We start from the raw sequence: 25,117 nt of genomic DNA, 5'->3' as shown, positions 1-25,117 counted from the left end.
TTCGGTTCATCCTTCGGGCGCTATTCCCTAGGTATCGACAACCAAGGAGCCCCGCTATGAAACGTATTGTTCTTTCCGCCCTCGCTTTCTCGATGCTGGCCGCCACTTCGCTTACCGGCCAGGCCGCACCGGTGAACGCACCGGTCGCACCGCAGTCGAATTACACGCAGGTCGACTGGCAGAGGCCCGGCAAGCATGTCGATGTCAGGAAGCGCGTCGTGAAGAAGACGGTGGTCGTCAAGCGCAGCCATTGGCGCAATGGCCAGAAATATTCCAGCTGGAAGCGGCACCAGCCGATCCGCGATTATGGCCGTTACGGCCTGCATCGCCCCGGCCGCGGCCAGGAATGGATCCGCGTCGGCAACGACTATGTGCTGGTCAGCGTCCTGTCCGGCATCATCTTCGGCGCCGTTGCCGCGCATTAAGCCCGGCCTCGCCGGCGCAATGCAGAGACTTGAAAGGAGGCGGCCCGAAAGGGCCGCCTTTCTTTTGGCTGTAGAAACCGGGCTTTTTGGCTGTGGAAACCGGGTATGGTCCGCAATAAGGGTCGTCGGATTCCGCGAGCATGATTATATGAGGGACAAACGAGTTCCCCAATGCGCTTTCCGCCCGCCTTTCTCGATGAGATACGCGACCGTGTGCCGATTTCATCGGTCATCGGCCAGCGCGTCGCATGGGACAGGAAGAAGACCAACGCCTCGCGCGGCGACTATTGGGCCTGTTGTCCGTTCCATGGCGAAAAGAGCCCCTCCTTCCACTGCGAGGACAAGAAGGGCCGCTATCACTGTTTCGGCTGTTCGGTGTCGGGCGATCATTTCAAGTTCCTGACCGAGCTCGACGGATTAAGCTTTCCCGAAGCGGTCGAGAAGATCGCCGACATGGCCGGCGTGCCGATGCCGGTGCGCGACGAGCGGGAAGAACAGCGTGAGAAGGAACGCGCCAGTCTGACCGACGTCATGGAGATGGCGACTGCCTTCTTCCAGGAGCGGCTGCAAGGACCGGAGGGTGCAAAAGCCCGCGCCTATCTCAGGGATCGCGGGCTGACGCCGGCGACGCAGCAATCGTTCCGGCTGGGCTTTGCGCCCGACAGCCGCAATGCGCTGAAGGAACATCTTGCCGCCAAGGGTGTGCCCAAGGCCGACATCGAGGCCTGCGGGCTGGTGCGTCATGGCGACGACATCCCGGTCTCCTATGACTGGTTCCGCGATCGCATCATGTTCCCGATCCCGGATTCGCGCGGCAAGATCATCGCCTTTGGCGGCCGCGCACTGGCGCCCGATGCGCTGGCCAAATACATGAATTCGCCCGACACAGAGCTCTTCCACAAGGGCAACGTGCTCTACAATTTCGCCCGAGCCCGCAAAGCGCTGGCGAAAGGCGGCACGGTGATTGCCGTCGAAGGCTATATGGACGTGATTGCGCTGGCGCAGGCCGGCTTCGAGAATGCCGTGGCGCCGCTCGGCACCGCGCTCACCGAAAACCAGCTCGAACTTCTGTGGCGCATGGCGCCTGAGCCGATGCTGTGCTTCGACGGCGACCAGGCCGGGCTGAAGGCGGCGTGGCGGGCCGCGGATCTCGCGCTGCCGTCGGTGCAGGCCGGGCGGTCGGTGCGCTTTGCACTGTTGCCGGAGGGCAAGGATCCCGACGATCTGGTCAAGGCAGAAGGGCCGGACGCGTTTCGTGCCGTGCTGGCGGAAGCGCGGCCTCTCGCTGATTTGTTGTGGATGCGTGAGACATCCGGTGGCGTCTTCGACACGCCGGAGCGGCGGGCGGGGCTGACAAAGACGCTGCGCGAACTGACCGGCCGCATCCGCGATGAGAGCCAGCGCTACCACTACCAGCAGTGGATGCGCGAGCGGGAGCTGACCTTCTTCAGCGCCCAGCGCGAAGTGCGGCAAGGTCGCCAGGACTGGAAACCGGGGCAGGGCAAAACGCCCGCACCCGGCGGACAGTTCGCCAAAGGCAGCGGGGCAGGCGCGCGCGCCGCGATCACCGAAAGCCTCGGCCGCTCCGCCATGGTCAAACGCGGTGGCGAGATGATGTCGGTGCGCGAGGCGACGATCATCGTAGCCCTCGTCAACCATCCGGCGCTGATCGACGAGAACTTCGCCCATGTCGAGTTCCTCGATCTCGCCAACACCGATCTGCAGCGGCTGCACGCCACCATCCTCGATGCGATGGCGCACGACATGGCCAATGACCGTAGCGCGGTGATCGCCACCATCGAACGTGCCGGCTGCAGCGATATCTGGGGGCGCGCCGTGGCGCTCATCCAACGGGCCAGGCAATGGCCCGCGCTGGAAACCGCAGCGCTTGACGATGCCCGCGACGCCTTCAACCAGGCGCTGCACTTGCAGCGCAGCGCGCGCACCTTACATAAGGAGCTGAAACAGGCGGAAGCAGCGCTCGCCAGCGATCCCACTGACGAAAACTACCGGCACCTCATCGAGATTCAGGCGCAGTTCCGTGATGTACAAGCAACGGAAGCGCTGATCGAAGGCTTCGGTGTGTCCTCGGGCAGGGGTGGGCGCGTGTAGGTCGAAACCTGCGCAAGAATGGATGATGTACGTGCTGCGCGTCGAATCGACGCCTCTAAGTCGGGTAATTGATTCGCTTTTTTGATGCGAATCATGCGAGAGGCGCTTGACCTTCTGGCAGAATGACGGAATCAGGACGATTCGAAACCTTAACCCGTGCCGGCGTCGATGGAAATGCACTGACGCGAGGTGCTGATCACTGGACAGGCTGTCAGCCTGCCACAGATATCAGGGTTAATCTGGACTTAATGCATATCGCCCAAAAGTGAAAACCGGTTTTGGGGGCACGATATGAACAAACAAAAGAGTTGATTCGGTTACCGGCCCGGTTAAGCGCCACCAGCGCATGTAGTTTGACCGGTGCGGCAGCTACGCGGCTTCGATGCTCGGCCGCTAGGAGAAGATAAAGACTATGGCGACAAAGGAAAAGGAAGAGGTCGAGACCGAACGTGAAGGCGCCACCGATGGGCCTCTGCTCGACCTTTCCGATGATGCTGTCAAGAAGATGATCAAGGCCGCCAAGAAGCGCGGCTATGTGACTCTCGACGAACTGAACGCGGTGCTGCCGTCGGAAGAGACCGATCCGGACCGCATCGAAGACATCAATGCGATGCTGTCCGACATGGGCATCAACGTGGTCGAGGACGACGATCAGAGCGAGGAGCCCGAGGCCGCCGACAGCAATGCCGACGCCGAGGAAGACGCCAACGAACTGGCCGAGCAGACCGGCACCGCCGTCGCCGCCACGACCACCAAGAAAGAGCCGACCGACCGCACCGATGACCCGGTGCGCATGTATCTGCGCGAGATGGGCTCGGTCGAGCTCCTGTCGCGCGAGGGCGAAATCGCGATCGCCAAGCGCATCGAGGCCGGCCGCGAGACGATGATTGCGGGCCTCTGCGAAAGCCCGCTGACCTTCCAGGCCATCATCATCTGGCGTGACGAGCTCAACGAATCCAAGATCCTGCTGCGCGAGATCATCGACCTCGAAGCCACCTATGCCGGCCCCGAAGCCAAGCAGGCGCCGGTGGTCGAGCGCATCGAGGAGGCGCCCAAGGCCGAGGACAAGCCGAGGCGTGGACGCGACGAGGAAGACGACATCACCAATGTCGGCGCCGACACGCGCGGCCTGGTCGATGACGACGAGGAAGACGAGGACGAGGCGAGCCTGTCGCTGGCGGCGATGGAAGCGGAACTGCGCCCGCAGGTGATGGAGACGCTCGACGTCATCGCCGACACCTACAAGAAGCTGCGCAAGCTGCAGGACCAGCAGGTCGAGAACCGTCTGGCCGCGACCGGCACGCTGTCGCCAAGCCAGGACCGCCGCCTGAAGGAGCTGAAGGACCAGCTGATCAAGGCGGTGAAGTCGCTGTCGCTCAACACGGCGCGCATCGAGGCGCTGGTCGAGCAGCTCTACGACATCAACAAGCGGCTGGTGCAGAACGAAGGCAAGCTGCTGCGCCTGGCCGAAAGCTATGGCGTGCGCCGCGAGGAGTTCCTCAAGGAATATCAGGGCTCCGAGCTCGACCCGAACTGGACGCGCTCGATCGGCAACCTGACCTCGCGCGGTTGGAAGGAATTCACCAAGAACGAGAAAGACGCGATCAAGGATCTGCGTTCGGAAATCCAGAACCTCGCAACCGAGACGGCGATCTCGATCCTGGAATTCCGCAAGATCGTCAACCAGGTGCAGAAGGGCGAGCGCGAAGCCGCGATCGCCAAGAAGGAAATGGTCGAGGCCAATCTGCGCCTCGTCATCTCCATCGCCAAGAAATATACCAATCGCGGCCTGCAGTTCCTCGACCTGATCCAGGAAGGCAATATCGGCTTGATGAAGGCGGTCGACAAATTCGAATACCGCCGCGGCTACAAGTTCTCGACCTACGCGACATGGTGGATCCGGCAGGCGATCACGCGTTCGATCGCCGACCAGGCGCGCACCATCCGCATCCCGGTGCACATGATCGAAACGATCAACAAGATCGTGCGCACGTCGCGCCAGATGCTGCATGAAATCGGCCGCGAGCCGACGCCGGAGGAACTGGCAGAAAAGCTCGCAATGCCGCTCGAAAAAGTGCGCAAGGTCTTGAAGATCGCCAAGGAGCCGATCTCGCTCGAAACCCCTGTGGGTGACGAAGAGGATTCGCATCTGGGCGATTTCATCGAGGACAAGATGGCGATCCTGCCGATCGATGCGGCGATCCAGGCCAATCTGCGCGAGACCACCACGCGGGTGCTCGCCTCGCTGACGCCGCGCGAGGAGCGGGTGCTGCGCATGCGCTTCGGCATCGGCATGAACACCGACCACACGCTGGAAGAAGTCGGCCAGCAGTTTTCGGTCACGCGCGAGCGTATCCGCCAGATCGAAGCCAAGGCGCTGCGCAAGCTCAAGCACCCGAGCCGGAGCCGCAAGCTGAGGAGCTTCCTCGACAGCTGATACCGGCAACAGACCAGAATTCGAAAAGGGCGCCGATGGCGCCCTTTTTGTTGCCGGGTGAAGGCTCTTGTCGCCCATCTCCGTCGGGAGGATACTTGCCTGGTCGGATGCATGTTCTGGGCGAAAAACCGGATGTCCGCCCCGGCTGATGTCCTCAGCCGTGCTCCGTGGCGCCGGAGGGAGGTGTGTGATGACAACCTACATCCTGCTGATGAACTGGACGGAACAGGGCGCCAGAAATATCCGAGAGTCGCCGAAGCGGCTCGATGCCGCCAAGAAGCAACTGGCCGACATGGGCGCCTCGTTCAAGGCGTTTTACCTGACTATGGGCGAATATGACATGGTGGCGATTATCGAGGCGCCCGACGATGCCGTGCTTGCTCGTTTCGCCCTGATGCTGGCAACGGGTGGCAGCGTCAAGACGCGAACGCTCAAGGCTTTCCCGGAATTTGCCTATCGCGAGATCGTCACTTCGCTTGGATAGCGCTGGGCGCGGGTCCGTGCGGCTCGGCGTCATATTGCGGGGCCGTGCCGTCAGGGTGATAGTCGCTCCATGTCCAAGCCTGCGCTGACCGTCTGGTACAACACACGCTGCCCGGTTTGCGATGGCGGCATCACCCGGCAGAAATGGCGGCTGATCGAGGCGATCAAGGCCGGGCGGATCCAATTCCGCGACATCAACCTCGAACCGGCGGCGCTCTCTGGCTACAGCGCCTCGCTGGAGGACATACGCCGCCGGCTGCATGCCACCGATGCCGAAGGCAGGCTGCTGGTCGGCGCCGATGTCGCGGTTGCCGTCTGGCGGGCGACGCCGGGCGAGGGCTGGCTGGCGACGCTCTTCGGCAATCCGGTCGCGCTGCCGCTGACGCGCTTGGCCTATGATCGTTTCGCCGATCTTCTCTATGCCTGGAACCGGCGCAAGGGCCGCTGGTAGCGAGGCAAGGCCCGAAGATATCTGCGGGCCTTACCGTCATGGGCGTTACCGGGACGCCGGCTCGCAAAGCCAGCCGACAATGCGGCGCACCGCCGGCAGCACCATGAGCAACGTTGGGAACGCTACCAGCCAGGACAGGCCCCAGGCAGTGAGCCAGACAGCCGGCAAATCAGGTTGCAGTCCAAGGCTTTTCAGCGTCGATATGAACGAGACGATGAAGGTCATCAGCAGCGACAGCACCAGCGGACTGACGATCGCGGCATAGCGCGCCGGCAGCTTGCCGCGCTTACGGGTCGTGGTCATTTTTGGATTTTCCTGAAACATCCGGTCCGTCGCATTTGGCATCCATTGCGCCGGGTTTCCGGCGGAACTGCCCGGAAAGACCGGGGTGGATGCGTTGCTTGACGTCAGACGCTTACGGAGAGGTTTTGGCCCTCACGCGCTTTCTAGCTGCCGGCGGCGGCGAAATCAACCTTCTGGCGCCGCCTTTAGATGCATCGTAAGATATATCTTGACTCGTCGGCGGGGTAAGCCTAATTAAGATGTATCGTAAGATATAACTCAAGGAGCAATTCATGCACAGACATCATCCCTTTGGCGAGCGCGCCGAGCGCGCATTCCTGCACATGGCAGGCAAATTTGGTGGAAGAGGGGGCGGCGGCTTTGGTCCGTTCGGCCACGGCGGACGTGGCGGTGGACGCGGCGGCCCGGGCGACATGTTTCGTGCCGGGCGCATGCTGGCCGACGGCGATCTCAAGCTGATCACGCTGTCGCTGCTGGCCGAGGCGCCGCGCCACGGCTACGACATCATCAAGGCGCTGGAAGAGCGCACCAGCGGCATCTACAGCCCGAGCCCGGGCGTCGTCTATCCGACGCTGACCTTCCTGGAAGAGGCCGGCTATGCGGCTTCAGCCGCCGACGGCAACAAGAAGGTGTTTTCGATCACCGAGGCGGGGCAGGCGCATCTCAACGAAAATCGCGAAATGATCGACGGCGTGCTCGAGCATCTCGAGCGCTTCGGCCGCAAGATGGCCAAAGCGCGGGACTGGTTCGGCTGGAACGACGACGGCGAGGAAGGCGGACGGCGTGGTGGTCGCTCGGAAGCCCGCGACGAGTTCCGCGCCGTGCGCCACCGGCTGCGTGCCGCTCTCGGCGATCTCGTCGACGCGCCGGCTGAAAAGCAGGCCGAGGCGATTGCAGTCCTGGAAGCCGCCGCTGAAGCCCTGGAAGCGCTATCGCGCGGTTGACCCCTGGCGAGAACGCTTGCCCGTTCGACTGAGGAACGGTACTGAAAATCATCCTGCACCGCGAGACGTGGTGCGGGATGATTGCCGTTGGAGGAAGCCCCATGTCTTTTCTGAAGCGTCTTTTCGGTGGTGGCGGTGAGGGGCGCGAGCCCAAGAGTGCAGCACCGGCAAAGCAGGTTGAGCACAAGGGATTTTTGATCAGCGCCACGCCCTACAAGGCGGAGGGGGGCCAATACCAGACCTGCGGCGTGGTTTCGAAGGAAGTCGACGGCGTGATGAAGGAACACAAATTCATCCGCGCCGATCGCTTTGCCGGACTGGACGACGCCGTCGACATCTCGATCAAGAAGGGCATGCAACTGGTCGACGAGCAAGGCGAGAGGATGTTCGGGTAGCCTACAGCCTCGGATCGATTGGCTCGCTCTCCAGCGCCAGCACGCCGAAAACACACTCGTGAACACGTCGCAGCGGTTCCTTGGCGACAAACCGCTTCAGTGCCTCGTGACCGAGCGCGAACTCTCTGAGCGCCAGGCTGCGCTTGCCACCCAAGCCTCGTTCGCGCAGGCGCACGAGATTGTCCCGTGCATCGTATTCGGGGCCATAGATGATGCGCAGATACTCCTGGCCGCGCACTTTCAGCGCCGGTTGCATGAGCCCCTTCTTGTTTCGGCTGACGAAGTCGTGCGGCTTCACTACCATCCCTTCGCCGCCTGAGTCGGTCAGCGTCTCCCACCAGGCGACGGCCTCCGCACAAGAACCGGCATCGGCCAGGTCAACCATCCGCCATTGCGTTCGCGTTACCACGCCGCCCCCGGCAGCTAGACGGTCCGCAAGCGTCATGTGCCAAACGTGGTTCTGGTCGTACCAGACGCATCCCTCACTTGCCAGCAGGTGGAACGGCGCGACCTTCAGGTCGTCGACGCCCGAGACCGGCCACACGTAAGGCGCCCAGGCAGTGGCGTATCTGGCGGCACGCGCGGCGCGGTCCTCAATGCGAGCCTTGAGCGCGGCCGTATCCACGCCGCGTGCCATCGCACGGGCCAGCGCTTCGCGGCTGGCCTGGAGCCCAGCGGCCGCAGACGTTGCCACTGGGGCGTACTGGCTTTCAATCAGGCTGCTTGCCTTGGCCGACCATGGCATGATCTCGGTGTCCAGCAGCAACCAGTCGCTGTTCAATTCCTGCCATAGATCCGCAGCGTCGACGCTGGCGCGCAGGCGATTGAGCAGGCGCTCCGTCATGCCGCTGTCGCTGAAAAAGGAGCGTCCGGTCCGGGTCCAGATCGCGCCTGTCTCGTCGCCAGATACCCCGAACCGGTCGCGCGCCGTCTGCGCGTTTCGGCACAGAGCGATGACTGCCCGCGAACCCATGTGCTTCTCTTCGCACAGGATTTGGGTGACGCCACGCTCGCGGAAATGACTGAAAGCTTCCTCGGGGCGTTCCAGCCAGCCGGCTTGGCTGCTGGTCTCGGATGGCGACATTGTCGGCGGCAGATATACCAGCCACTGCGGCGACAGCGCGAAGCGGCTCATCACCTCAAGTGCCGCCGACGCGTTCTCCTCGGCCACGACAACCCTGCCTTTCAGTTCGGTCTCGATCCAGCGTCGCCCAGAGACATCCTGATAGTCGAGCACGCCGTCGGCATCGGCCTGTGCCGATTTGCCAAGGCCCGGTCCACCGAGGGGACGCACGGGTTCGGACCAGGTCTCGACTGCCGGCACGTCGACCAGTTCGCGTTCCGGCCAGCGCAAGGCAGTCAGCTTGCCGCCGAACACGCAGCCGGTGTCGATGCAAAGCGTGTTGTTGACCCACTCCGCCGACAGCACCGGCGTGTGCCCGTATACTACGCTGGTTTTGCCCCGATAGGCGGCTGCCCAGTCGGCACGGACGGGCAGGCCAAATTCGTCGATTTCGCCCGTGGTTTCGCCATAGAGGGCGAACTCGCGCACCGCGCCGGAACCGCGCCCGATCATCTCTTCCTTGAGTCCGGCATGTGCCACGGCGAGGCGTCCGCCGTCCAGCCAGACGTGGCTGCGCAGGCTGTCGAGGAAGGCCGGCAAAGCCTCTCGCAGGCCGCGATCCTGAGCGTCCAACTGGTCGATGGTTTGCTGCAGGCCGTGGGCGATCGTGACCTTGCGGCCTTCCAGCCAGCGGCTGAGTTTGCGTTCGTGATTGCCCTGGACACAGTAGGCGGTTCCCGCCGCGACCATGCTCATGGCGATGCGCAAGACGTCGGGCACGTTGGGACCACGATCGACGAGGTCGCCGACAAAGACGATCTTGCGGCCTTCTGGCGGCGTTACAGTGACGGTCCGATCACCATGGCCGTCGGACCAGGCGATGCTGTAACCGAGCTGACAGAACAAGGTCTGAAGTTCGTCGGCGCAACCATGGACATCACCTATGACGTCGAAAGGACCGCAATCGTCGCGCTTGTCGGTCCATAATGGCTGACGCGAGACCTTGGCCGCGTCGATACTGGCCTCGCCGGTGAGCTTCCAGACCTGACGGAAACCTTCGCGTTGCAGGCCGCCGAGGCCCTTGCGAATTTCGTTCGTCATGCGCTGGGCAACGCCGGCGCCGAAGGGACGATCGGCTCGTAGCGCGTTGCGGGCGACGCAAACATCAACACCCGGATCGATGACCACGGCGACCGGCAAAGCGTGCCATTTGCGCGCCAGCTCGACCCACGCCTTGCGATCAGCGGGTCGCACATTGGTCGCGTCGATGACGGCCAGCTTTCGATGCTTGAGCCGTTTGCCGGCGATTTCGCGCACCAAATCAAAAGCGTCGGCCGAGACATCCTGATCAGTCTCGTTGTCGCTGACGAGCGCGCGGCAGCGATCCGACGAGATGATTTCGGTCGGCAGGAAGTGCCTGGCGGCGAAGGTCGACTTGCCCGATCCCGTCGAGCCGATCAGCACGACGAGGGCGAAGTCAGGGATGGTGAGGTCGGTCTTGTCTGGCTCTCTCATCGGGTGAACACCGCCATCTGCGTCGGCGCGCCGAGCACGGGGTCCACGGCTCCGATGCCACTTAAGGCGGCGCTATAGCCATAGATCTCGCCGATCCTGACCGCCCAGGCTTCAAACCGAACCCGGCCCCATTCGAAACGGTGATCCGGATGGCGAAAAGCGCCGGCGGCCAGACTGGGGAACAAGGGGTTGTAGTCAGCGTTCGGCGTAGTCACGATCACGAATTTTGGCGCTGTCTCGCCGAAGATAATACGCTCGATCATTGGCAGCCGGTCTTCGTCGAGATGTTCGATGACCTCGACCAGCACAGCGACGTCGGCTTCCGCCCATCGGCTGTCGCGATATGTCAGCGATCCGTGCAGCAACGTGACCCGGTCTTCAGGCGGCCCCCCGAACTCGTTCAGTTTGAGACGCTTGCCGGCCCATTCCAGTTCACGAATAGCGGGGTCGAGCCCGAACAGCTTGTGGACCCATTTTTCGCGCACGAGCCGATAGAGCAGCTTGCCTTCGCCACACCCCAAATCTGCAACACTGGCCCCTCCGGTCGCCCGAATGGCTTGCACCACGGCGTCCATGCGCAGGTCGTTCAGCCGGATGGGCGCCTCCAGCGCTTGCTCAGGTGCAGCCCGGGCTTCGGGGGGTAGGACCTCATTGGCCGTCTCCGGAGCCAGCCGCTCCAGGGCGATGCGGGCCAACGCACCTCGGTTGCGCAGATAACGGCGCACGATCAGGTCTTTGGCTGGGTGGTTTTCCAGCCAGCCCTCGCCCTTGGACAGCAGCTTGTCAATCTCGGCCTCGCCCACCCAGTAGTGCTTGGTGTCGTCCATCACCGGGATCAGGACATAAAGGTGGTTGAGCAGGCTGCTTAGGCGGCCGGTGCCAGTCAGCCTCAGATGACCGTATCGTGGTCCACCCGCGCCAGATCCGACAGTTTCGACCGGCGCCAGGTTGACGGTCCATCCCAGCGGTTCGAATAGATCTCGAACCAGGGCCTCGCCGCCACGCATCGGCAGCGGGGTCACCACAGCTTCGAGCGGGAGGTCGCTATCGGCCAGTTGCTGGCGCTCCTTCGAGATGCCGGTCATCGCTGTCCGCAGTACCTTGTTCAAAGCCACAGACAGAAATGACGATGCCGTATAAGGTCGGTCGTTTACATATTGATCCAGCAAGCCCTCTGCCTGGCCTTTGCCCCGAACGAGCCCTATCGGATCGACATCGAGCAGAAGCACAGCCTCACAACGCTCATCGGTCGCCTCCGGATAGAACAGCCAGGCCTTGCCGAAGGATAGGTCAGTCTCGTGCAGACGTTCGGGATGCTTGTGCAGCAAGAAGCCGAGATCTGTGGCTGGATGATGGGTTGTCGCGACGGAAAGGAACATCAGCGACCGATAACGCAGACAGGCCGAATAACCAATGGCGTTGCGCGGCAATCTAGTAACGCGATAGATCCGTTTTCGACACGCAACCTATCGCGCCGCCTGACAAGGAAAAAGGCAGGCGCCGAAGCGCCTGCCTTTTCAATGCGAATGACGGGGTGTGCTTACGCGGCGATTTGCGCGCTCGCGGTCTTGGCCACCACGGCATCGACCTTGGCCGTCGCATTGGCGAGCGCGGCGGTGACGGCATCAGGGCCCATGCCGACGCCTTCGATGCGGATGACGTCGACATCGGTCATGCCGAGAAAGCCGAGCACGCCGCGCAGATAGGGGATGGCGTGATCGAACTGCACGGCCGCACCTTCGGAATAGATGCCGCCCGAGGCGAGTACGATATAGACCTTCTTGCCGGTGACGAGGCCCTTGGGACCACCCTCGCCATAAGAGAAGCTCTTGCCGGAGCGGGAGATGTGATCGACCCAGGACTTCAGGGTTGAGGAGATGTTGAAGTTGATGAAGCCGGTGGCCAGGATCACGGTGTCGGCTGCGAACAGTTCGTCAAGCACGATGTCGGAGACGCCGACGACTTCGGCCTGGCGCGGCGTGCGGGCTTCAACGGGGGTGTAGATGCCGGTCGCATAATCGGTGTCGATATGCGGCAGCGGGTTGGCCACTAGGTCGCGTACGACGAGCGTATTCGACGGGTCGGCGGCGACGAGCTTTTCAGCGAATTCGGTAGCGATACGGGTCGAGTGCGAGGCAGCGCCGCGCGGGCTCGAGGTTACAAGCAGGATAGACATAGCGGTTCTCTCCAGTGGGAATTGATTTCTCCCGCCTGATATGGGCCTACCGACCCATTCAAAAAACTGGTATATTTTCTATACGATCCATCCATAAAGTAGGTATGTCGTGCAACCCAATCCGACGCTCGACCAATTGCAGATCCTGGTTGCGGTCGCCGACGCCGGCAGCTTCTCAGCCGCCGGCCGCAAGCTTAACCGCGCGCAGTCCGTCATCAGCTACGGCATCGCCAATCTTGAAGCGCAGCTTGGCCTGAAACTGTTCGAGCGCGAGGGCACGCGCGAGCCGCAGCTGACCGAAATCGGCCGGGCGATGCTGGAGGACGCCCGGCGCATGGTCGGCGTGCTGCAGCGCATCCGTTCGCGTGCCGACGGTCACCATCAGGGGCTGGAGGCTGAAGTTGCGCTGTCGGTTGACGCGGCGCTGCCCTCGCCAGTGCTGGTGCGCGTGCTGAAGGCGTTCGAGGCGCAGTTCCCGACCGTGATGATGCGACTCCATATCGGCACGCTCGGTCTGATCCCCGACCATGTCGTCAGCGGACAGTCGGATCTTGGCATCGGTGGCTTGCTGGGCGAGGTCGACGTGCATCTCGTGCGCATCGGCTTCATGTCGATCGTGCTGGCTGCCGCCCCCACCCACCCTCTGGCACTGCTGCCGAAACCGGTGGCGCTCGAGGATGCGCGAGAGCACACCCAGCTGGTTGTCAGCGACCAGTCGGAACGCACCAAGGGACGCGACTTCGGCGTCTTTGCCTATCGTACATGGCGGCTGACAGATGTGCGTATCAAGCATACGTTGATGCGCGAGGGGCTGGGCTGGGGAGGGTTGCCGCGCTGGCTGATCGCGGACGATTTGGCCAGCGGCAGGCTGGTCGAACTCGACCTTGAACCCTTTAGCGAGGTGCGCTCATCGCTCTATGCCATGCACCGCGCCGACCGCAGCCCGAAACCGGCGGCGGCCTGGCTGATCGACCAGTTCAAACGCCAGCTCGGCTGCTTCAACGAGTTCGACCCGGACGACCTGCCTGAGGATGAGCCGGAGACAGCCCATCGATCAGAGCCATGAGCACGGCGCGATAGTCTTCGGCCGAGGCGCCGGCCTCGACGGCAAGTGCTGCGCGGTCGAAGGCAGCGGCGAGCAAAGCGGTCAGCGCATCGGCCGGCAGTCTGGTCATCGACTGTTCGCGCATTGCCGCAACCAGGCCTTCGCGCAGCGACCGGTTGCCGTGGCGATTGTCGATCGCATCCATGGCGGCGCGGCCAAGCACGGCCGGCCCGTCGAGCAGCAAAAGCCGCGTGCGGCCGGGCGCGCGCATGGCGGCGAGATAGGCGTCCGAGCCGGCAATCAGCGCATTGCGGGCAAACAAAGAAGGCGGCGAGGCGCGCTCGATCTCTTGCGCCACCGCCGCCGCCTCCTGCTCGACCACAGCGGCAAACAGCGCCTGCTTGTCGGCAAAGTGGTGATAGAGCGCGCCGCGGGTGACGCCGGCGGCCGCAACGATCTCCGGCGTGCCGGTCTCGGCATAGGACTTTTCGATGAACAGTTTGCGCGCCGCAGCGATCAGGTCGGCGCGCGTCGCTTCGGTGCGGTCGCGGTTGGAGCGGCGCGGGGTTTCTCGTTGCATACATGCAGCCTGTATGTTATTTTGAATTACATGCAAACTGTATGTTGGCTGACGGGAGAAAGAAAGATGAAGACGACGAGCTATTATCCGGTGCTGATGACGGGCGACGTAGCCGGCACAAAAGCCTTTTATATCAATCACTTCCGCTTCAAGCCGCTGTTTGCGAGCGACTGGTATGTGCATCTGCAGTCTGCCGAGGATCGCCGGGTCAATCTCGGTATCGTCCAGGGCGACCACGAGACGATCCCCGAGGGGGGGCGCGGCCGCACATCGGGGCTGCTGATCAATTTCGAGGTGAGGGATCCTGATGCTGTCTATGAACGGATCGTTGCGGCCGGCCTACCGATCCTGTGCCCGCTGCGCGACGAACTCTTCGGCCAGCGCCATTTCATCACCAGGGATCCCAATGGCGTGCTGATCGACGTCATCAAGCCGATCCCGCTCAGCCCGGAATTTCAGGCGCAATTCGCGGCGGGCGCGGCGGGCGCCTGAACAATGGCAGCAAATGTCGGCAGCGGCTCCGGCCGCTGTGGCCGGACCCGCACCATGCGGTCTATGTTGGTGATGTTGAAGCTGGGCCTGCCGCATGCGTGACATCTGCCTTGTTCGTGCGCCATCCAATCTCGGCCTTCGGCCCTTGGAGCCGGGCCATGTGCCCGGCACCTGGCGTGCGCCGCAGGCGCTGAGCGAAGCTGGTTTGATCGAGTCGCTGGCGCCGGGGCGGGTGGTCGATCTCGACAGACCCGCCTACAGTACCGAACCGCAACCGGGCACTAGGCTGCGTAATGGTCCGGCGATCCGCTGCTTCAACCTCGATCTTGCCGAGATCGTCACCGGTGCGCTTGGGCAAGGCGAGTTCCCGCTGATCATCGGCGGCGACTGCTCGATCCTGCTTGGCGCACTGGTCGCCGCGCGGCGCTCGGGCGCGGTCGCCCTGGTCCATGTCGATGGCCACAGCGATTTCCGCCATCCCGGCAACTACGATGTCAATGCCTCACTCGGCTCGGTTGCCGGCATGGATCTGGCACTTGCCACCGGACGCGGCGAGGCTTTGCTGGCGCAATGGCCAGGTGTTGTCGGTCCGCTCGTCGCCGACGAGGCGGTGGTTCAGATCGGCGAACGCGAGAGCCGCGATGCCGATTTTGCCTGGCCCGACATCAATGCGACCGCCGTGACGCGCATCGACGTCTTTGCCGCGCAGGAACTCGGCGCGGCTGGAGTGTTGCAAAAGACAAGAGCGACGCTGGCGCGCGCCGGCTGTCCCTACTGGCTGCATCTCGATGTCGATGTGCTCGACCAGACGGTGATGCCGGCGGTGGATTCGCCCGGCAGCCCCGGCATCGACCCCGATGAACTCGTTGCCATTCTGTCGGCGCTGACAGCGGACCAGCGCTGCACCGGCTTGGACATGACGATCTACGATCCCGACCTCGACCCGACCGGTGACCTTGCGCGACTGCTGGTGTCGCTGCTCGGGCGGGTGCTCAACCCTCGATAAGGGCTCAACTCGCCCTTGCTACCGGCGTCACCGTCACCAGGCTGACGCCGGTGCGGCGCACCACGGTGCACAGCGTCTCGCGGCCGATGCGTTCGGCGTCGAGCATGCGCACGAGGTCGTCGACGCCGGTGACCGGGCGACCGTCTATTGACGCGATGATGTCGCCTTCCCTGAGGCCGGCCTTCGCCGCGGGTCCGTCTTTCTCGACGCTGCGCAGCCGTACCGCCGTACTGGTGGTCACCTGCGACAGAAGGGCGGCGCGGCGCGGCAAACTGGTGGTGTCGGCCGAGATGCCGATGAAGGCACGGCGCACGCGGCCGAAGCGGATGATCTCCGAAATGACGAAATTGGCGGTGTTGGAAGCGACCGCGAAGGCGATGCCTTGCGCGACGCCGTGGATCATGGCGGTGTTGACGCCGATGACCTCGCCTGCCGACGACACCAGCGGTCCGCCGGAATTGCCGGGATTGAGCGCGGCATCGGTCTGGATGACATCGTCGATCAGCCGCCGGGTCGAGGCGCGCATCGAACGGCCAAGTGCGGAGACCACGCCTGACGTTACGGTCCATTCGAAGCCGAGCGGATTGCCGATGGCAATGGCGATCTGGCCGCGCCGCAGCCGCTTGGAATCGCCGAGCGGCGCGACTTCGGTGAAGCTGCCATCGGCGCGCACCAGCGCGATGTCGGTGTCGGGGTCGCGGCCTAGCACACGGCCTTCGCTGGAGGCGCCGTCGGGCATAGAGACGCGCACCGTTTTGGCATCGCCAACGACATGGAAATTGGTGACGACCAGCCCGTCCGGGGTGATGACGAAGCCGGAGCCATGGCCACCTTGGCCACCGACGCGCTCGATGCGGCAGACGGCTGGGCCGATGCGGTCGACGGCGTCGGCGACTGTCGTCGAATAGGCGTCGAGCAGTGTGTCGTCGGTTTCGAACTTGTGGGCGGCGAGGGCCATTGGCGGGGCTCCGTGTTTTCAGGCGCGATGATGACTATATGTGCGGAGCGGCTCGAACTGCCGCGACCTGACCAGATGGCCAGTCAAACCAGTAACTAGCCGTCAGACGAGTACCTCCGGGCGCACTGCCGAGCGATATCTGGGGCATGAGAAAACCCAGGAGATCATCATGAGTGACTTCAACCTTAATGCATTTTCCGAGGCCATCGCCGATCTCGCCGCCAAGGCTGCGCCGGCAACGGCAAGTTTCACCACCCATCACCATCGCACCGCCAGCGCCTTCCACTGGCGTGACGGCTGTTTCGTCACCGCCGAGGAAGCTGTCGAGGCCGGTGAGGAGATCGAATTGACATTGGCTTCGGGCGAAGCGGTGAAGGCCGAACTGGTCGGTCGCGATCCGTCGACCGGCGTAGCGCTTCTGAAGCCGGCCGGCGCGGCCGCGGCGCCTGCGCTCGCCAAGGCGGATGGGGTGCGGCCGGGCAACGTCGCCATCGCTGTCGGCAGCAGTCAGGGCTCGGCGCTGGCTGTCTCGGGCTCGGTCGGCGAGGTCGGCCCCGCCTGGCGCTCGATGCGCGGCGGCACCATCGATCGGCGCATCAATCTCGCCGTCAATGCCGGCGGCCGTTTCGAGGGCGGGCCGGTGCTTGACGCCAAGGGCGCGCTGATCGGCATGCTGCTGTTTGGGCCACGTGGTCGTGCGCTGGTCATGCCTTATGAGACGATCGAGCGGGCCGTGGCGACGCTGCGTGAAAAGGGCCATGTCGCGCGCGGCTATCTCGGCGCCGGCCTGCACCCGATCCGTGACGGCGCGGCGCGCGGCGCCATGGTCATGAGCCTCGACGACAACGGTCCGGCCAAAGCCGCCGGCCTTGCGCTGGGCGACATCATCGTGGCGTGGAATGGCGAGGCCGTGCACGGCCCGCGCGAACTGATCCGAAAGCTTGGGCCGGATAGCGCGGGCGCTGCGGTGACGCTCGGCGTGGTGCGCGGCGGCGAGCAGCGCGACGTCGCGCTGACCGTCGGTGAAAAACCGCTGAGCTGAGAGGGCCGATGGAAAGCGACACGCTGACAAGGCCGGAGGCGGGTGGGCCGGAGGTGGGTGGGCCGGAGGTGGGTCGGCCGGAGGTGGCGGGCGGCGGACGCCAGCTCGTGGTGCTGATCGCGCTGCACGATGCCGCGCGTGCCGAGCGCCTGTCAGCTTCGCTTGCCATGGCGGACGATCTGCTTCCGGTCGTAGCCGGCAGCGGGATTGCCGACGTCGCTGTCTTCGATGACGCTGTTGCGAACAGTGCGGCCTGGCTCGATCGAGCCGATGGTGGCAACAGCGCAATCCCACGGGTGCTGCTATCCGCGAGCGCTGGCCGGCCGGAAAACCGGGTGCTTGCCGTGCTGCCTTTGGCGTCGGATGCGAATCTGATCGCGGCTGCCGTCAGACTGGCGGCGGCCGGCTACCGGGTGTCCAGGGATGGGCGTTCGACGCCCGCTCGCCACGACGATTTCGATGGCGCCGCCAACGGCGGAAGCCATAGCGGGCTGTTCGGCGAGGAGCCGTTGGACGATGGCGCTACCGCCCGTCCGGCGCTGTCGCCGCGCGAGGCCGAAGTGCTGGCGCTGCTGGCCGAAGGCGCGCCCAACAAGGTGATCGCGCGGCGGCTGAACATCTCCGTGCACACGGCAAAGTTCCACGTCGCCGCGATCCTGATCAAGCTGGGTGCTGCGAACCGCACGGATGCCATCGCGATCGCGATGCGGCAGGGCCTGGTGCTGGTCTAACCCCCTTATCCGTTTGAGCCTACGTTGCGTAACCCGTTGCAGGCTGCCGAGGCCTTGCGCAGTGCATTGCCGCCGCGCAATGGTTCGCGTCAGTGATGTAGCAAGGGAGGTGCCAAGACATGTCGCTCAAGGGAAAGACGCTGTTCATCTCCGGCGGGTCGCGCGGCATCGGGCTGGCGATAGCGTTGCGGGCGGCGCGCGACGGCGCCAATGTGACGATCGCGGCCAAGACCGCCGAGCCGCATCCGAAGCTGCCGGGCACGATCTACTCGGCAGCTGAGGAGATCGAGCAGGCCGGCGGCAAGGCGCTGCCTGTTTTGTGCGACATCCGCGAGGAGGCGCAGGTGGCCGAGGCGGTTGCCAAGACCGTCGAAAAGTTCGGCGGCATCGATATCTGCGTCAACAATGCCAGCGCCATCCAGCTCACCGGCACGCTGGAGACCGACATGAAGCGCTACGATCTGATGCACCAGATCAACACGCGCGGCACTTTCCTGGTGTCGAAAATGTGCGTTCCCCACCTGAAGTTGGCTGAGAATCCTCATATTCTGAATCTGGCACCGCCGCTCGATATGAAGGCCAAATGGTTCAAGAACCACGTCGCCTACACCATGGCCAAGTTCGGCATGTCGATGTGCACGCTGGGGATGAGCGCCGAGTTTGCCAAGGACGGCATCGCGGTAAATTCGCTGTGGCCGATCTCGGCCATCGACACGGCTGCGGTGCGCAATCTGCTCGGCGGCGCGACGGTGGCGGCGATGAGCCGCTTACCCGACATCATGGCCGATGCCGCACACGCCATCTTCCTGCGGCCATCGCGCGAGACATCGGGCAATTTCTACATCGATGAAGAGGTGCTGCGCGCCGAGGGCGTGACCGATTTCGCGGTCTATGCGCCGGGCGCGACCGGGCCGCTGGCCGGCGACTTTTTCGTGCCGGACGCGGTATTTGCCAATTCGCCGACGAACGTCAAAAGCGTCTATTGACGGAAATCACGGGCCGCCGGCGCTGCCCCTCATCCACCTGCCGGCGTTGGTCGTTCGAAAAACCAAGCAGTTGCCTTTCGCCCGCTGTGCGGACCAGCCTCACCTCCCCATGAACGGGAGAAAGGGGCTCATCACGCCTCGCCCTTCTTGCCTTTGCTCAGTCCCATCAGCCGGTCGATATAGGCCAGCATCAGCGCCGAGACGACGAAGGCGAGATGGATGATGGTCAGCCACATCAGCTGGTCGATCGTATAGGAAGACGAATTCAGGAACACCTGCAGCAGGTGGATCGAGGAAATAGCGACGATGGTCGAGGCGACCTTGACCTTCAGCGAGCCGACATCGATGGTACCCAGCCAGTGTACGCCGCCATCCTGGTCGTCGAAACGGCTGACGAAATTCTCGTAGCCGGAGATGATCACCATCACCACCAGCGAGGCGACAAGTGCGGCGTCGATAAGGCCGAGCATCTTCAGGATGGTGTCGGTGTCGTCGAGTGTGAAGGCGACCATGACGAACTCGTAGAGTTTTTTGCCGAAGGACAGCGCATAGACGGCGAGCGCCAGGGCCAGCCCGATATAGAAAACCACCAGCAGCCAGCGTTAGGCGAGGATGATCGATTCGATGGCTAGTTCGAGACGTTTCATGCAGCGGTTCCGGTCAGCTTTGATGTCGACTGGGGTATTTCGATCAGCTTGCCGCGGTTTGCAAGGCAAATTGCGACGCAAAAAAACCCCGCCGGGAGGGCCGGCGGGGTTCAATGCATCCCGCTGGAGTCGGGACGGGGCAGGGAACGCCCAGCCTTGAATCTGGGGAGGGCGGCCGCTCTATTCAATGAGCCGGTTCTAATACCAGTACAATTCTTGTTGAACCGGGATTGCTGTCCGCAGCTCGACCCATCCCGGTCTGCCGGGATGGGTCCTTGTTGTCGATCTGATTCCAGAAAGCTGCTCAAGCCATTGGAAAGCAGATCAATTGTTACTCGCCACCGGTGCCACCAGCGAGGTGATGCGACGGATGCCGACGCGGCGGTTCTCGCGGTTGGGCGCCGTGGTGTTGACCTTGAGGTATTCCTCGCCATAGCCCTGAGTGGTCAGGTTTTCCGGCGGGATGCCGAAGGCATTGGTCAGCGCTTCGGCGACAGACTCAGCGCGCCGGTCGGACAGAGCAAGGTTTGCCTCCGGCGTGCCAACCGCATCGGTGTGGCCTTCGATCAGGAAGGTTTCGGCCGGGTTCTTCTTCAACAGTTTCTCCATGGCCGTGGCGACGCCTTCCAGTTTCTGCACTTCGGTGTCGGATATCGACGCCGAGCCGAACTCGAAGTTCAGCGTGTCGAGGTCGACGCGACGGGCAATGTCGCGCACGCGCGCCGAACGCTTCACTTCGTCGATGGAATAGAGGCGCTGGACCTTCTCCACCGGCGGTTGTTCGAGGAACTCGTAATAATCGTCCGGGCTTTCGACATCTTCCGAATCGAGGATGTACTCGCGGCGCGGGATGGTGAGCCGCATCGGCGGCAGGTCGTCACCGGGATCGCGCCAGTCATTGTCGTCGTCATAGCTGCGCTCGTCGACATAGCTCAGCACATATTCGTGCCCATCCGGCGTGATGCGCGATCGCCTGATGACGTCGCCATTGCGGTTGCGGATGGTGACGATCTGGATGCCATTGTCGCGCTCGACGATTTCGCGGGTGCGGTTGCCCGACAGATCCTCGTAGTAAACATTCCTGGCGCCGCGGTGCATGCGCGGGGCGTCATTGCTTTGCACGATCGTCTGGTTGTTGAACTGCAGGATGACGCGGTCGCCGAGTTGCCGGACGACGTCGACGCCTTTCGGACGCCGGCGGTCGCGGATGTTCTCATCGGGTGCACGCTCGACGCGTTTGCCTTTTTCCTCCGTCACCGGGGCGATCTTTTCTGGCTGAATTGCCTGCTGAGCCGACTTGTCGTCGGTGGGCGGCGGTCCCTGGTCGACCGGAGCCGGCTTTGGGGCTTGCGCTTCGGTGCCGCCCTGCGCGGGCTGCTCGCCCGTCTGGCCGCCAGCATTTTGGCCGTTCCCATTTTGGCCGTCGCCATTCTGGCTGTTGCCGCCCTGGTCCTTGCGGTGCTTGCGCCTGGCATCCTTCTGGCTGTCCAGAATGGGTGCTTCGTCGGGGTTGGCCGTGGCTTCGCCCTGCGCCGGCGTCTCACCTTGCGCGGGCTGCTCGGCATTGGCCGGTTGCTCCGCAGGCTGTTGTTCACCGGTCGCAGGCTGCTGTTCGCCCGTCACCGGCTGTTCGCCGACAGTTTTTTTGCCGTGCTTTTTCGCCTGATCCTTCGGCTGTTCACCTTCGGCGGGAGCCGCTTGCTGATCGGCCGGGGGCTGAATCGGCTCGGCCTGCGGCGCGGGCTCTCCGGCAGGCGCAACTTTGACGTCTGGCGCTTTGTCGGCAGGCGCGGCCTCAATCTGCTGATCCTGCTTGCGCTTTTTCTTGCCCGACTTGTTGTCGTTTGCCGGCGCCACCTGTTCGGTGGGCGCTGCTTGCTCGGCAGGCTGCTGGGCCGGCTGTTCAGCGGGCGCCGCTTCGATCTGCTGTTGGTCGCGCTTCTTCTTACGCGGCTTTAGCGGCTGTTCTTCATTTGCCGGAGCTACCTGTTCGGCCGGTTGTTCAGCCGGTGCTGCCTCGATCTGCTGCTGGTCACGCTTCTTCTTGCGTGGCTTGAGCGGCTGCTCATCGGTCGCCGGCGCTGCCTGGGCGCCGCCCTCATCCGTAGGCGCCGCCTCGATCTGCTGCTGTTGATTGCGCTTCTTTTTGCGCGGCTGCTGTTCCTCGGCGGCAGGTGCGGCCTGTTCGGCCGGGGCCTGCTCGGTCTGCTGCTGATCCCGCTTCTTCCTGCGCGGCTGTTGTTCCTCGGCGGCAGGGGCGGGTTGCTCTGCAGCCGGTGCAGGCTGCTCGGCGGCCGGCGCTGCCTGTTCGGCCTGCTGGCGTTTCTTTTTGCGCGGCAGTTCCTGGTCGGTCTGCTGACCATCTGCAGCAGGGTCGTCCTGGACCAGGATCAGTGGCGCGGCCGTGTGCTGCAAGGGGCCGAAAACGGCGTTGCCCTGCAACGGGGATGCGCCCAACGGCGCGGATGCCATAAGCAGGCCAAGTGCCGTACCTGCCAGTACCCGTGGTTGGCGTTTCATCTTAAATTCTCCTTGTGGGGTCCCATCCCTGCCCAAACTGTCCTTGACCGGATTGGTTCCGGTTTGCAGGCATTACCCGCACCCAAGGACGATTGACCGGCGTTTTGAAGGCAACTTCATGTTTTTCCTATGGTGCGGCCGGAACTTGAAGTCACACAACAGCTTGACCTTGCCGCATGCGGAGGCCACATCTCGACCCATAATGGAAACGCCGTTCTGGAAGACCAAGACGCTGGAAGCGATGACGCCCACCGAGTGGGAATCGCTGTGCGACGGCTGCGGAAAATGCTGCCTGTCTAAACTCGAGGACGAGGATACCGGCGAGATCTACTGGACATCAGTCGGCTGCCGGCTGTTCGATGGGCAAAGCTGCCGCTGTTCGGACTATGCCAACCGGCTGGCGCGCGTGCCGGACTGTGTCGGGCTGACGCCGCAGAATGTGCGCACCATCACGTGGCTGCCGAAAACCTGTGCCTACCGGCTGGTTGCCGAGGGGCACGACCTCTATTGGTGGCACAGGCTGGTGTCGGGAAGTGCCGAGACCGTTCATGATGCCGGCATCTCCATGCGCGGCCGCGTCCGCGCCAGTGAGACCGATCTGGCCGAGCCGGACGACTATTTCGACTATATGCTCGATGACGAGCCCTGAGCATTCTGGAACGGACGCTGCCATAGGGCGTTCTGCGCCATTGGACGTTTTTGACGATCAGGATCGTTTGCAGCGGTGGAAGGGGCGGTTGCTTTCAACCTGTCGGGCAGATTAACCGAAAATGAACGGCCGGTTCGCGAAGAGTTCAGATTGCAAGGAGCATTCTCCCCCCATCGGTTCGACCAAGACGGGCGCAAGCCCTCAACAAGGAGAGAAGACAATGTTCAACTCATTCAAGACGGCAGCCCTTTCGGGTCTCGTAGCTCTCGGCACCCTTGCCGCAGTGCCCGCTCAGGCGGACTCGATCTATCTCGGCTTCGGCAACAACCATGACCGCCGCGTCGGCGTCTACACCGGCGACGATGAGGACGGCTTTCGCCGTGACCGCAATTGGCGCCGCTGCTCGCCGGACCGCGCCCTCGACAAGGCCGAGCGCATGGGCCTGCACCGCGTCCGCATCGTCGATGTCAATCGCCGCGTGGTGAAGGTCGCCGGCCGCCAGTATGGCGATCGCGTAGTGGTCGTGTTCGCCAATGAGCGCGGCTGCCCGGTTATCTATCGCTAAGAGAACCAGACTGATCTTCTGCGAAGATCAGTCTGGGATACGACCTTCTGCGAAGGTCGATCCGGAGGCATGTTCGTCTGCGAGGATCAGCCTGGAGTAGCGGCATGACCCTTCTAGGGTCAGCCAGGAGCCCCTTTCCCTCCGCGGAAAGGTGCGGCTCGAAAAAACCCCGGAGGCCAGTCCTCCGGGGTTTTTCATGTCGGAAATCTGCGGTTCCGGCCGACGGGTTCAGCAGAACCGCGCCCGGCCCGGCGGCCTGCTACTTAAGCTCGAATGTCACTGTTACCTGCACGGCGTAGGCATTCTCGCCGGCCTGCACGGGAACCGCGGCGCCTGCCGCATCGAAGGCCTTGGCATTGATCGGCATCGGCGCCGGCGCAACGTTCTGGTCGGTGATTTCCAGCACCCGGCCAATGCTGACGCCGGCGGCTTCAGCCAGCGTCTTGGCCTTGGCCATGGCATCGGCGACCGCCTTCCTGCGGGCTTCGGTGACGGCAGCTTTCGGATCCTCGTTGGAGAACGAAATGCCGCCGCCCTGGTTGACGCCGAGCGACACAGCCTTGTCGAGAATCTCACCTGTTTTGTCGATGTCGCGGATGCGCACCGAGAGTGTGTTGGTCACCTGGTAGGCGACAAGCTCGGCTTCCTGGCTGCCGTCCGGTTTGTTGGTGTAGTTGTAACGCGGGTTGATCTGGATGCCGGCGGTCTGCAGGTCGCGGTCCTTGATCCCTGCCGACTTCATTGCCGCGATCACGGCGGCCATGGCGTCGTTGTTGGCGTCGAGTGCCGCGCGTGCGGTCTTGGCCTCGCGCATGACGCTGAGCGTCAGCAGCGCCAGGTCAGGCGCCACGGTCGACTGGCCTTCACCCGACACGATGATGCGGGGCGGGGGCAGCGAATCGGCAGCGCTTGCCATCGCCGGAAAGGCGATCGCGGCGGCAAGTGCGAGCGGCAATATATGTCTGGTCATGAAAAGTCTCCTCGGTGTGCGATCCAGTCGCGCCTGTCGACTAGGGCGCGAATATGGGCTGATTTGGGCGATCTCGGCCAGCCCGTCCGGAAAGCCTTGTGCCGCGTAACGAAAAACACTAATCCAGCGCGCGTGGGGCCTGTAGCTCAATGGTTAGAGCCGGCGGCTCATAACCGCTTGGTTGGGGGTTCGAGTCCCTCCGGGCCCACCATCCAGTCCACCCGATTTCCGGAGTTTCCATCAGTCTCAGAATTGCTCCGACATTTCCGTGGGTTAGTGCCCGGTAGTGGGCAACACTTGGCTGAGACGACGCAGTGAGCGCCCAAAACACCTGACTTTTGGTCGTCCGTCTCTGTCAGGCGAATTCCGTAGCCAAGTGTTTGCCAAAGCGATGGTCGACTGATCAGCGAGATGCTCGCCGGATGGTTGTGTGCTGAGAGTTCTGCAAATTCGCTGAGAGGGGGCGGTCATGGCAGGCTGGTGATTGTTCACGTCACTGATTCCCGCGAAGGAACGCCGCCATGACCAAGACTGAAGTTAGACCGCCAGCGCTGCCGTCAAAGACATTTTGCTTTCGAACCCGGATGGATTGCACGAAGTGCTCCGTGCGGTGATGCAGGAG

At 63.3% G+C, this 25,117-nt stretch carries 24 protein-coding genes and 1 tRNA gene; 16 read left to right on the top strand and 9 right to left on the bottom strand.

Translation table 11 applies throughout. The features are described 5' to 3' along the window. Nucleotides 1-56 precede the first annotated feature (56 nt). The 5 genes from NKH38_RS00125 to NKH38_RS00105 all read left to right on the top strand — a co-directional run bounded on the left by NKH38_RS00125 (nucleotide 57) and on the right by NKH38_RS00105 (nucleotide 5,908). A complete protein-coding gene (locus NKH38_RS00125) occupies nucleotides 57-425 on the top strand; it encodes an RcnB family protein (protein ID WP_352758347.1) in 369 nt (122 codons plus the stop codon). A 171-nt stretch (nucleotides 426-596) separates the two neighbouring features. Continuing rightward, on the top strand, nucleotides 597-2,537 hold the full coding sequence (dnaG, locus tag NKH38_RS00120; RefSeq protein WP_352758345.1) for a DNA primase: 1,941 nt from the start codon (nucleotides 597-599) through the stop codon (nucleotides 2,535-2,537). A gap of 412 nt (nucleotides 2,538-2,949) precedes the next feature. Then, nucleotides 2,950-4,974 carry an RNA polymerase sigma factor RpoD gene (gene rpoD / locus NKH38_RS00115; RefSeq protein ID WP_023672446.1) on the top strand — a complete coding sequence of 675 codons (2,025 nt, stop codon included), beginning with the start codon at nucleotides 2,950-2,952 and terminating at the stop codon, nucleotides 4,972-4,974. Between the two features lie 190 nt (nucleotides 4,975-5,164). Continuing rightward, the gene (locus NKH38_RS00110; protein ID WP_352758342.1) at nucleotides 5,165-5,458 is read left to right on the top strand and encodes a GYD domain-containing protein; all 294 of its coding nucleotides are present in this window, start codon (nucleotides 5,165-5,167) and stop codon (nucleotides 5,456-5,458) included. A gap of 69 nt (nucleotides 5,459-5,527) precedes the next feature. Continuing rightward, on the top strand, nucleotides 5,528-5,908 hold the full coding sequence (locus NKH38_RS00105; protein WP_352758340.1) for a thiol-disulfide oxidoreductase DCC family protein: 381 nt from the start codon (nucleotides 5,528-5,530) through the stop codon (nucleotides 5,906-5,908). 45 nt (nucleotides 5,909-5,953) lie between these two features. Here NKH38_RS00105 and NKH38_RS00100 read toward each other — a convergent pair whose 3' ends face one another. Continuing rightward, entirely contained in the window at nucleotides 5,954-6,211 is a 258-nt protein-coding gene (locus NKH38_RS00100) for a DUF2798 domain-containing protein (protein ID WP_023672449.1), read from the bottom strand. A 272-nt stretch (nucleotides 6,212-6,483) separates the two neighbouring features. Between NKH38_RS00100 and NKH38_RS00095 the strand changes: the two genes are divergently transcribed. Both NKH38_RS00095 and NKH38_RS00090 read left to right on the top strand, forming a co-directional pair. After that, on the top strand, nucleotides 6,484-7,155 hold the full coding sequence (locus NKH38_RS00095) for a PadR family transcriptional regulator (RefSeq protein WP_352758337.1): 672 nt from the start codon (nucleotides 6,484-6,486) through the stop codon (nucleotides 7,153-7,155). A gap of 101 nt (nucleotides 7,156-7,256) precedes the next feature. Beyond that, nucleotides 7,257-7,550 carry an HlyU family transcriptional regulator gene (locus tag NKH38_RS00090; protein ID WP_352758335.1) on the top strand — a complete coding sequence of 98 codons (294 nt, stop codon included), beginning with the start codon at nucleotides 7,257-7,259 and terminating at the stop codon, nucleotides 7,548-7,550. Nucleotide 7,551: 1 nt separating this feature from the next. On the opposite strand, the gene NKH38_RS00085 is transcribed toward NKH38_RS00090, so the two are convergent. From NKH38_RS00085 to NKH38_RS00075, 3 genes are all read right to left on the bottom strand, one after another. Then, a complete protein-coding gene (locus NKH38_RS00085; RefSeq protein WP_352758333.1) occupies nucleotides 7,552-10,128 on the bottom strand; it encodes a polynucleotide kinase-phosphatase in 2,577 nt (858 codons plus the stop codon). Next, nucleotides 10,125-11,558 (bottom strand): 3' terminal RNA ribose 2'-O-methyltransferase Hen1, encoded by a 1,434-nt coding sequence (locus NKH38_RS00080; RefSeq protein WP_352758332.1) that lies wholly within the window; start codon nucleotides 11,556-11,558, stop codon nucleotides 10,125-10,127. The genes NKH38_RS00085 and NKH38_RS00080 overlap by 4 nt, the downstream gene beginning before the upstream one ends. Before the next feature lie 110 nt (nucleotides 11,559-11,668). Next, a complete protein-coding gene (locus NKH38_RS00075; RefSeq protein ID WP_023672454.1) occupies nucleotides 11,669-12,304 on the bottom strand; it encodes an FMN-dependent NADH-azoreductase in 636 nt (211 codons plus the stop codon). Nucleotides 12,305-12,413: 109 nt separating this feature from the next. On the opposite strand from NKH38_RS00075, the gene NKH38_RS00070 reads away from it, so the two are divergent. Beyond that, entirely contained in the window at nucleotides 12,414-13,370 is a 957-nt protein-coding gene (locus tag NKH38_RS00070; protein WP_352758330.1) for a LysR family transcriptional regulator, read from the top strand. Here the strand turns inward: NKH38_RS00070 and NKH38_RS00065 are convergent. Continuing rightward, nucleotides 13,303-13,929, bottom strand: coding sequence for a TetR/AcrR family transcriptional regulator (locus NKH38_RS00065; RefSeq protein WP_023672456.1), 627 nt, complete (start codon nucleotides 13,927-13,929; stop codon nucleotides 13,303-13,305). The genes NKH38_RS00070 and NKH38_RS00065 overlap by 68 nt on opposite strands. A gap of 66 nt (nucleotides 13,930-13,995) precedes the next feature. Here NKH38_RS00065 and NKH38_RS00060 point away from each other — a divergent pair, with 66 nt between their 5' ends. Both NKH38_RS00060 and NKH38_RS00055 read left to right on the top strand, forming a co-directional pair. Then, a complete protein-coding gene (locus tag NKH38_RS00060) occupies nucleotides 13,996-14,421 on the top strand; it encodes a VOC family protein (protein WP_023691511.1) in 426 nt (141 codons plus the stop codon). Between the two features lie 94 nt (nucleotides 14,422-14,515). Then, nucleotides 14,516-15,427, top strand: coding sequence for an arginase family protein (locus tag NKH38_RS00055; RefSeq protein ID WP_023672458.1), 912 nt, complete (start codon nucleotides 14,516-14,518; stop codon nucleotides 15,425-15,427). A 4-nt stretch (nucleotides 15,428-15,431) separates the two neighbouring features. Here the strand turns inward: NKH38_RS00055 and NKH38_RS00050 are convergent, their stop codons facing one another. After that, complete coding sequence (locus NKH38_RS00050) at nucleotides 15,432-16,385, bottom strand: S1C family serine protease (RefSeq protein ID WP_352758327.1); 954 nt, start codon at nucleotides 16,383-16,385, stop codon at nucleotides 15,432-15,434. A 169-nt stretch (nucleotides 16,386-16,554) separates the two neighbouring features. On the opposite strand from NKH38_RS00050, the gene NKH38_RS00045 reads away from it, so the two are divergent. From NKH38_RS00045 to NKH38_RS00035, 3 genes are all read left to right on the top strand, one after another. Further along, on the top strand, nucleotides 16,555-17,427 hold the full coding sequence (locus NKH38_RS00045; RefSeq protein WP_352461910.1) for a S1C family serine protease: 873 nt from the start codon (nucleotides 16,555-16,557) through the stop codon (nucleotides 17,425-17,427). A gap of 8 nt (nucleotides 17,428-17,435) precedes the next feature. After that, a complete protein-coding gene (locus NKH38_RS00040) occupies nucleotides 17,436-18,158 on the top strand; it encodes a helix-turn-helix transcriptional regulator (protein WP_156937171.1) in 723 nt (240 codons plus the stop codon). Between the two features lie 119 nt (nucleotides 18,159-18,277). Continuing rightward, on the top strand, nucleotides 18,278-19,144 hold the full coding sequence (locus NKH38_RS00035; RefSeq protein ID WP_352758325.1) for an SDR family oxidoreductase: 867 nt from the start codon (nucleotides 18,278-18,280) through the stop codon (nucleotides 19,142-19,144). Between the two features lie 131 nt (nucleotides 19,145-19,275). On the opposite strand, the gene NKH38_RS00030 is transcribed toward NKH38_RS00035, so the two are convergent. Then, complete coding sequence (locus tag NKH38_RS00030) at nucleotides 19,276-19,740, bottom strand: TIGR00645 family protein (protein ID WP_352759248.1); 465 nt, start codon at nucleotides 19,738-19,740, stop codon at nucleotides 19,276-19,278. A gap of 375 nt (nucleotides 19,741-20,115) precedes the next feature. After that, complete coding sequence (locus NKH38_RS00025; RefSeq protein WP_352758323.1) at nucleotides 20,116-22,311, bottom strand: OmpA family protein; 2,196 nt, start codon at nucleotides 22,309-22,311, stop codon at nucleotides 20,116-20,118. Nucleotides 22,312-22,513: 202 nt separating this feature from the next. On the opposite strand from NKH38_RS00025, the gene NKH38_RS00020 reads away from it, so the two are divergent. Together NKH38_RS00020 and NKH38_RS00015 are read left to right on the top strand one after the other, a co-directional pair. Next, complete coding sequence (locus NKH38_RS00020; RefSeq protein ID WP_023672465.1) at nucleotides 22,514-22,960, top strand: YcgN family cysteine cluster protein; 447 nt, start codon at nucleotides 22,514-22,516, stop codon at nucleotides 22,958-22,960. A gap of 220 nt (nucleotides 22,961-23,180) precedes the next feature. Further along, the gene (locus tag NKH38_RS00015) at nucleotides 23,181-23,525 is read left to right on the top strand and encodes a hypothetical protein (RefSeq protein ID WP_023672466.1); all 345 of its coding nucleotides are present in this window, start codon (nucleotides 23,181-23,183) and stop codon (nucleotides 23,523-23,525) included. 259 nt (nucleotides 23,526-23,784) lie between these two features. Here the strand turns inward: NKH38_RS00015 and NKH38_RS00010 are convergent, their stop codons facing one another. Further along, nucleotides 23,785-24,495, bottom strand: coding sequence for an SIMPL domain-containing protein (locus NKH38_RS00010; RefSeq protein ID WP_023731628.1), 711 nt, complete (start codon nucleotides 24,493-24,495; stop codon nucleotides 23,785-23,787). Between the two features lie 135 nt (nucleotides 24,496-24,630). Between NKH38_RS00010 and NKH38_RS00005 the strand changes: the two genes are divergently transcribed. After that, nucleotides 24,631-24,706: transfer RNA gene (locus tag NKH38_RS00005), tRNA-Ile, on the top strand. Nucleotides 24,707-25,117: the final 411 nt, after the last annotated feature.

It is taken from the genome of Mesorhizobium sp. M1078 (assembly GCF_040318615.1).
Classification (GTDB): Bacteria; Pseudomonadota; Alphaproteobacteria; order Rhizobiales; family Rhizobiaceae; genus Mesorhizobium.
This window is presented reverse-complemented; position numbering and strand designations above follow the sequence as displayed.

Coding starts and splice junctions, on each gene's coding strand:
- NKH38_RS00095 (WP_352758337.1), top strand. CDS start 6,484: ATGCACAGACATCATCCCTTTGGCGAGCGCGCCGAGCGCGCATTCCTG.
- NKH38_RS00065 (WP_023672456.1), bottom strand. CDS start 13,929: ATGCAACGAGAAACCCCGCGCCGCTCCAACCGCGACCGCACCGAAGCG.
- NKH38_RS00010 (WP_023731628.1), bottom strand. CDS start 24,495: ATGACCAGACATATATTGCCGCTCGCACTTGCCGCCGCGATCGCCTTT.
- NKH38_RS00125 (WP_352758347.1), top strand. CDS start 57: ATGAAACGTATTGTTCTTTCCGCCCTCGCTTTCTCGATGCTGGCCGCC.
- NKH38_RS00090 (WP_352758335.1), top strand. CDS start 7,257: ATGTCTTTTCTGAAGCGTCTTTTCGGTGGTGGCGGTGAGGGGCGCGAG.
- NKH38_RS00015 (WP_023672466.1), top strand. CDS start 23,181: ATGTTCAACTCATTCAAGACGGCAGCCCTTTCGGGTCTCGTAGCTCTC.
- NKH38_RS00035 (WP_352758325.1), top strand. CDS start 18,278: ATGTCGCTCAAGGGAAAGACGCTGTTCATCTCCGGCGGGTCGCGCGGC.
- NKH38_RS00020 (WP_023672465.1), top strand. CDS start 22,514: ATGGAAACGCCGTTCTGGAAGACCAAGACGCTGGAAGCGATGACGCCC.
- NKH38_RS00085 (WP_352758333.1), bottom strand. CDS start 10,128: ATGAGAGAGCCAGACAAGACCGACCTCACCATCCCTGACTTCGCCCTC.
- NKH38_RS00025 (WP_352758323.1), bottom strand. CDS start 22,311: ATGAAACGCCAACCACGGGTACTGGCAGGTACGGCACTTGGCCTGCTT.
- rpoD (WP_023672446.1), top strand. CDS start 2,950: ATGGCGACAAAGGAAAAGGAAGAGGTCGAGACCGAACGTGAAGGCGCC.
- NKH38_RS00040 (WP_156937171.1), top strand. CDS start 17,436: ATGGAAAGCGACACGCTGACAAGGCCGGAGGCGGGTGGGCCGGAGGTG.
- NKH38_RS00100 (WP_023672449.1), bottom strand. CDS start 6,211: ATGACCACGACCCGTAAGCGCGGCAAGCTGCCGGCGCGCTATGCCGCG.
- NKH38_RS00075 (WP_023672454.1), bottom strand. CDS start 12,304: ATGTCTATCCTGCTTGTAACCTCGAGCCCGCGCGGCGCTGCCTCGCAC.
- dnaG (WP_352758345.1), top strand. CDS start 597: ATGCGCTTTCCGCCCGCCTTTCTCGATGAGATACGCGACCGTGTGCCG.
- NKH38_RS00045 (WP_352461910.1), top strand. CDS start 16,555: ATGAGTGACTTCAACCTTAATGCATTTTCCGAGGCCATCGCCGATCTC.
- NKH38_RS00050 (WP_352758327.1), bottom strand. CDS start 16,385: ATGGCCCTCGCCGCCCACAAGTTCGAAACCGACGACACACTGCTCGAC.
- NKH38_RS00060 (WP_023691511.1), top strand. CDS start 13,996: ATGAAGACGACGAGCTATTATCCGGTGCTGATGACGGGCGACGTAGCC.
- NKH38_RS00110 (WP_352758342.1), top strand. CDS start 5,165: ATGACAACCTACATCCTGCTGATGAACTGGACGGAACAGGGCGCCAGA.
- NKH38_RS00105 (WP_352758340.1), top strand. CDS start 5,528: ATGTCCAAGCCTGCGCTGACCGTCTGGTACAACACACGCTGCCCGGTT.
- NKH38_RS00055 (WP_023672458.1), top strand. CDS start 14,516: ATGCGTGACATCTGCCTTGTTCGTGCGCCATCCAATCTCGGCCTTCGG.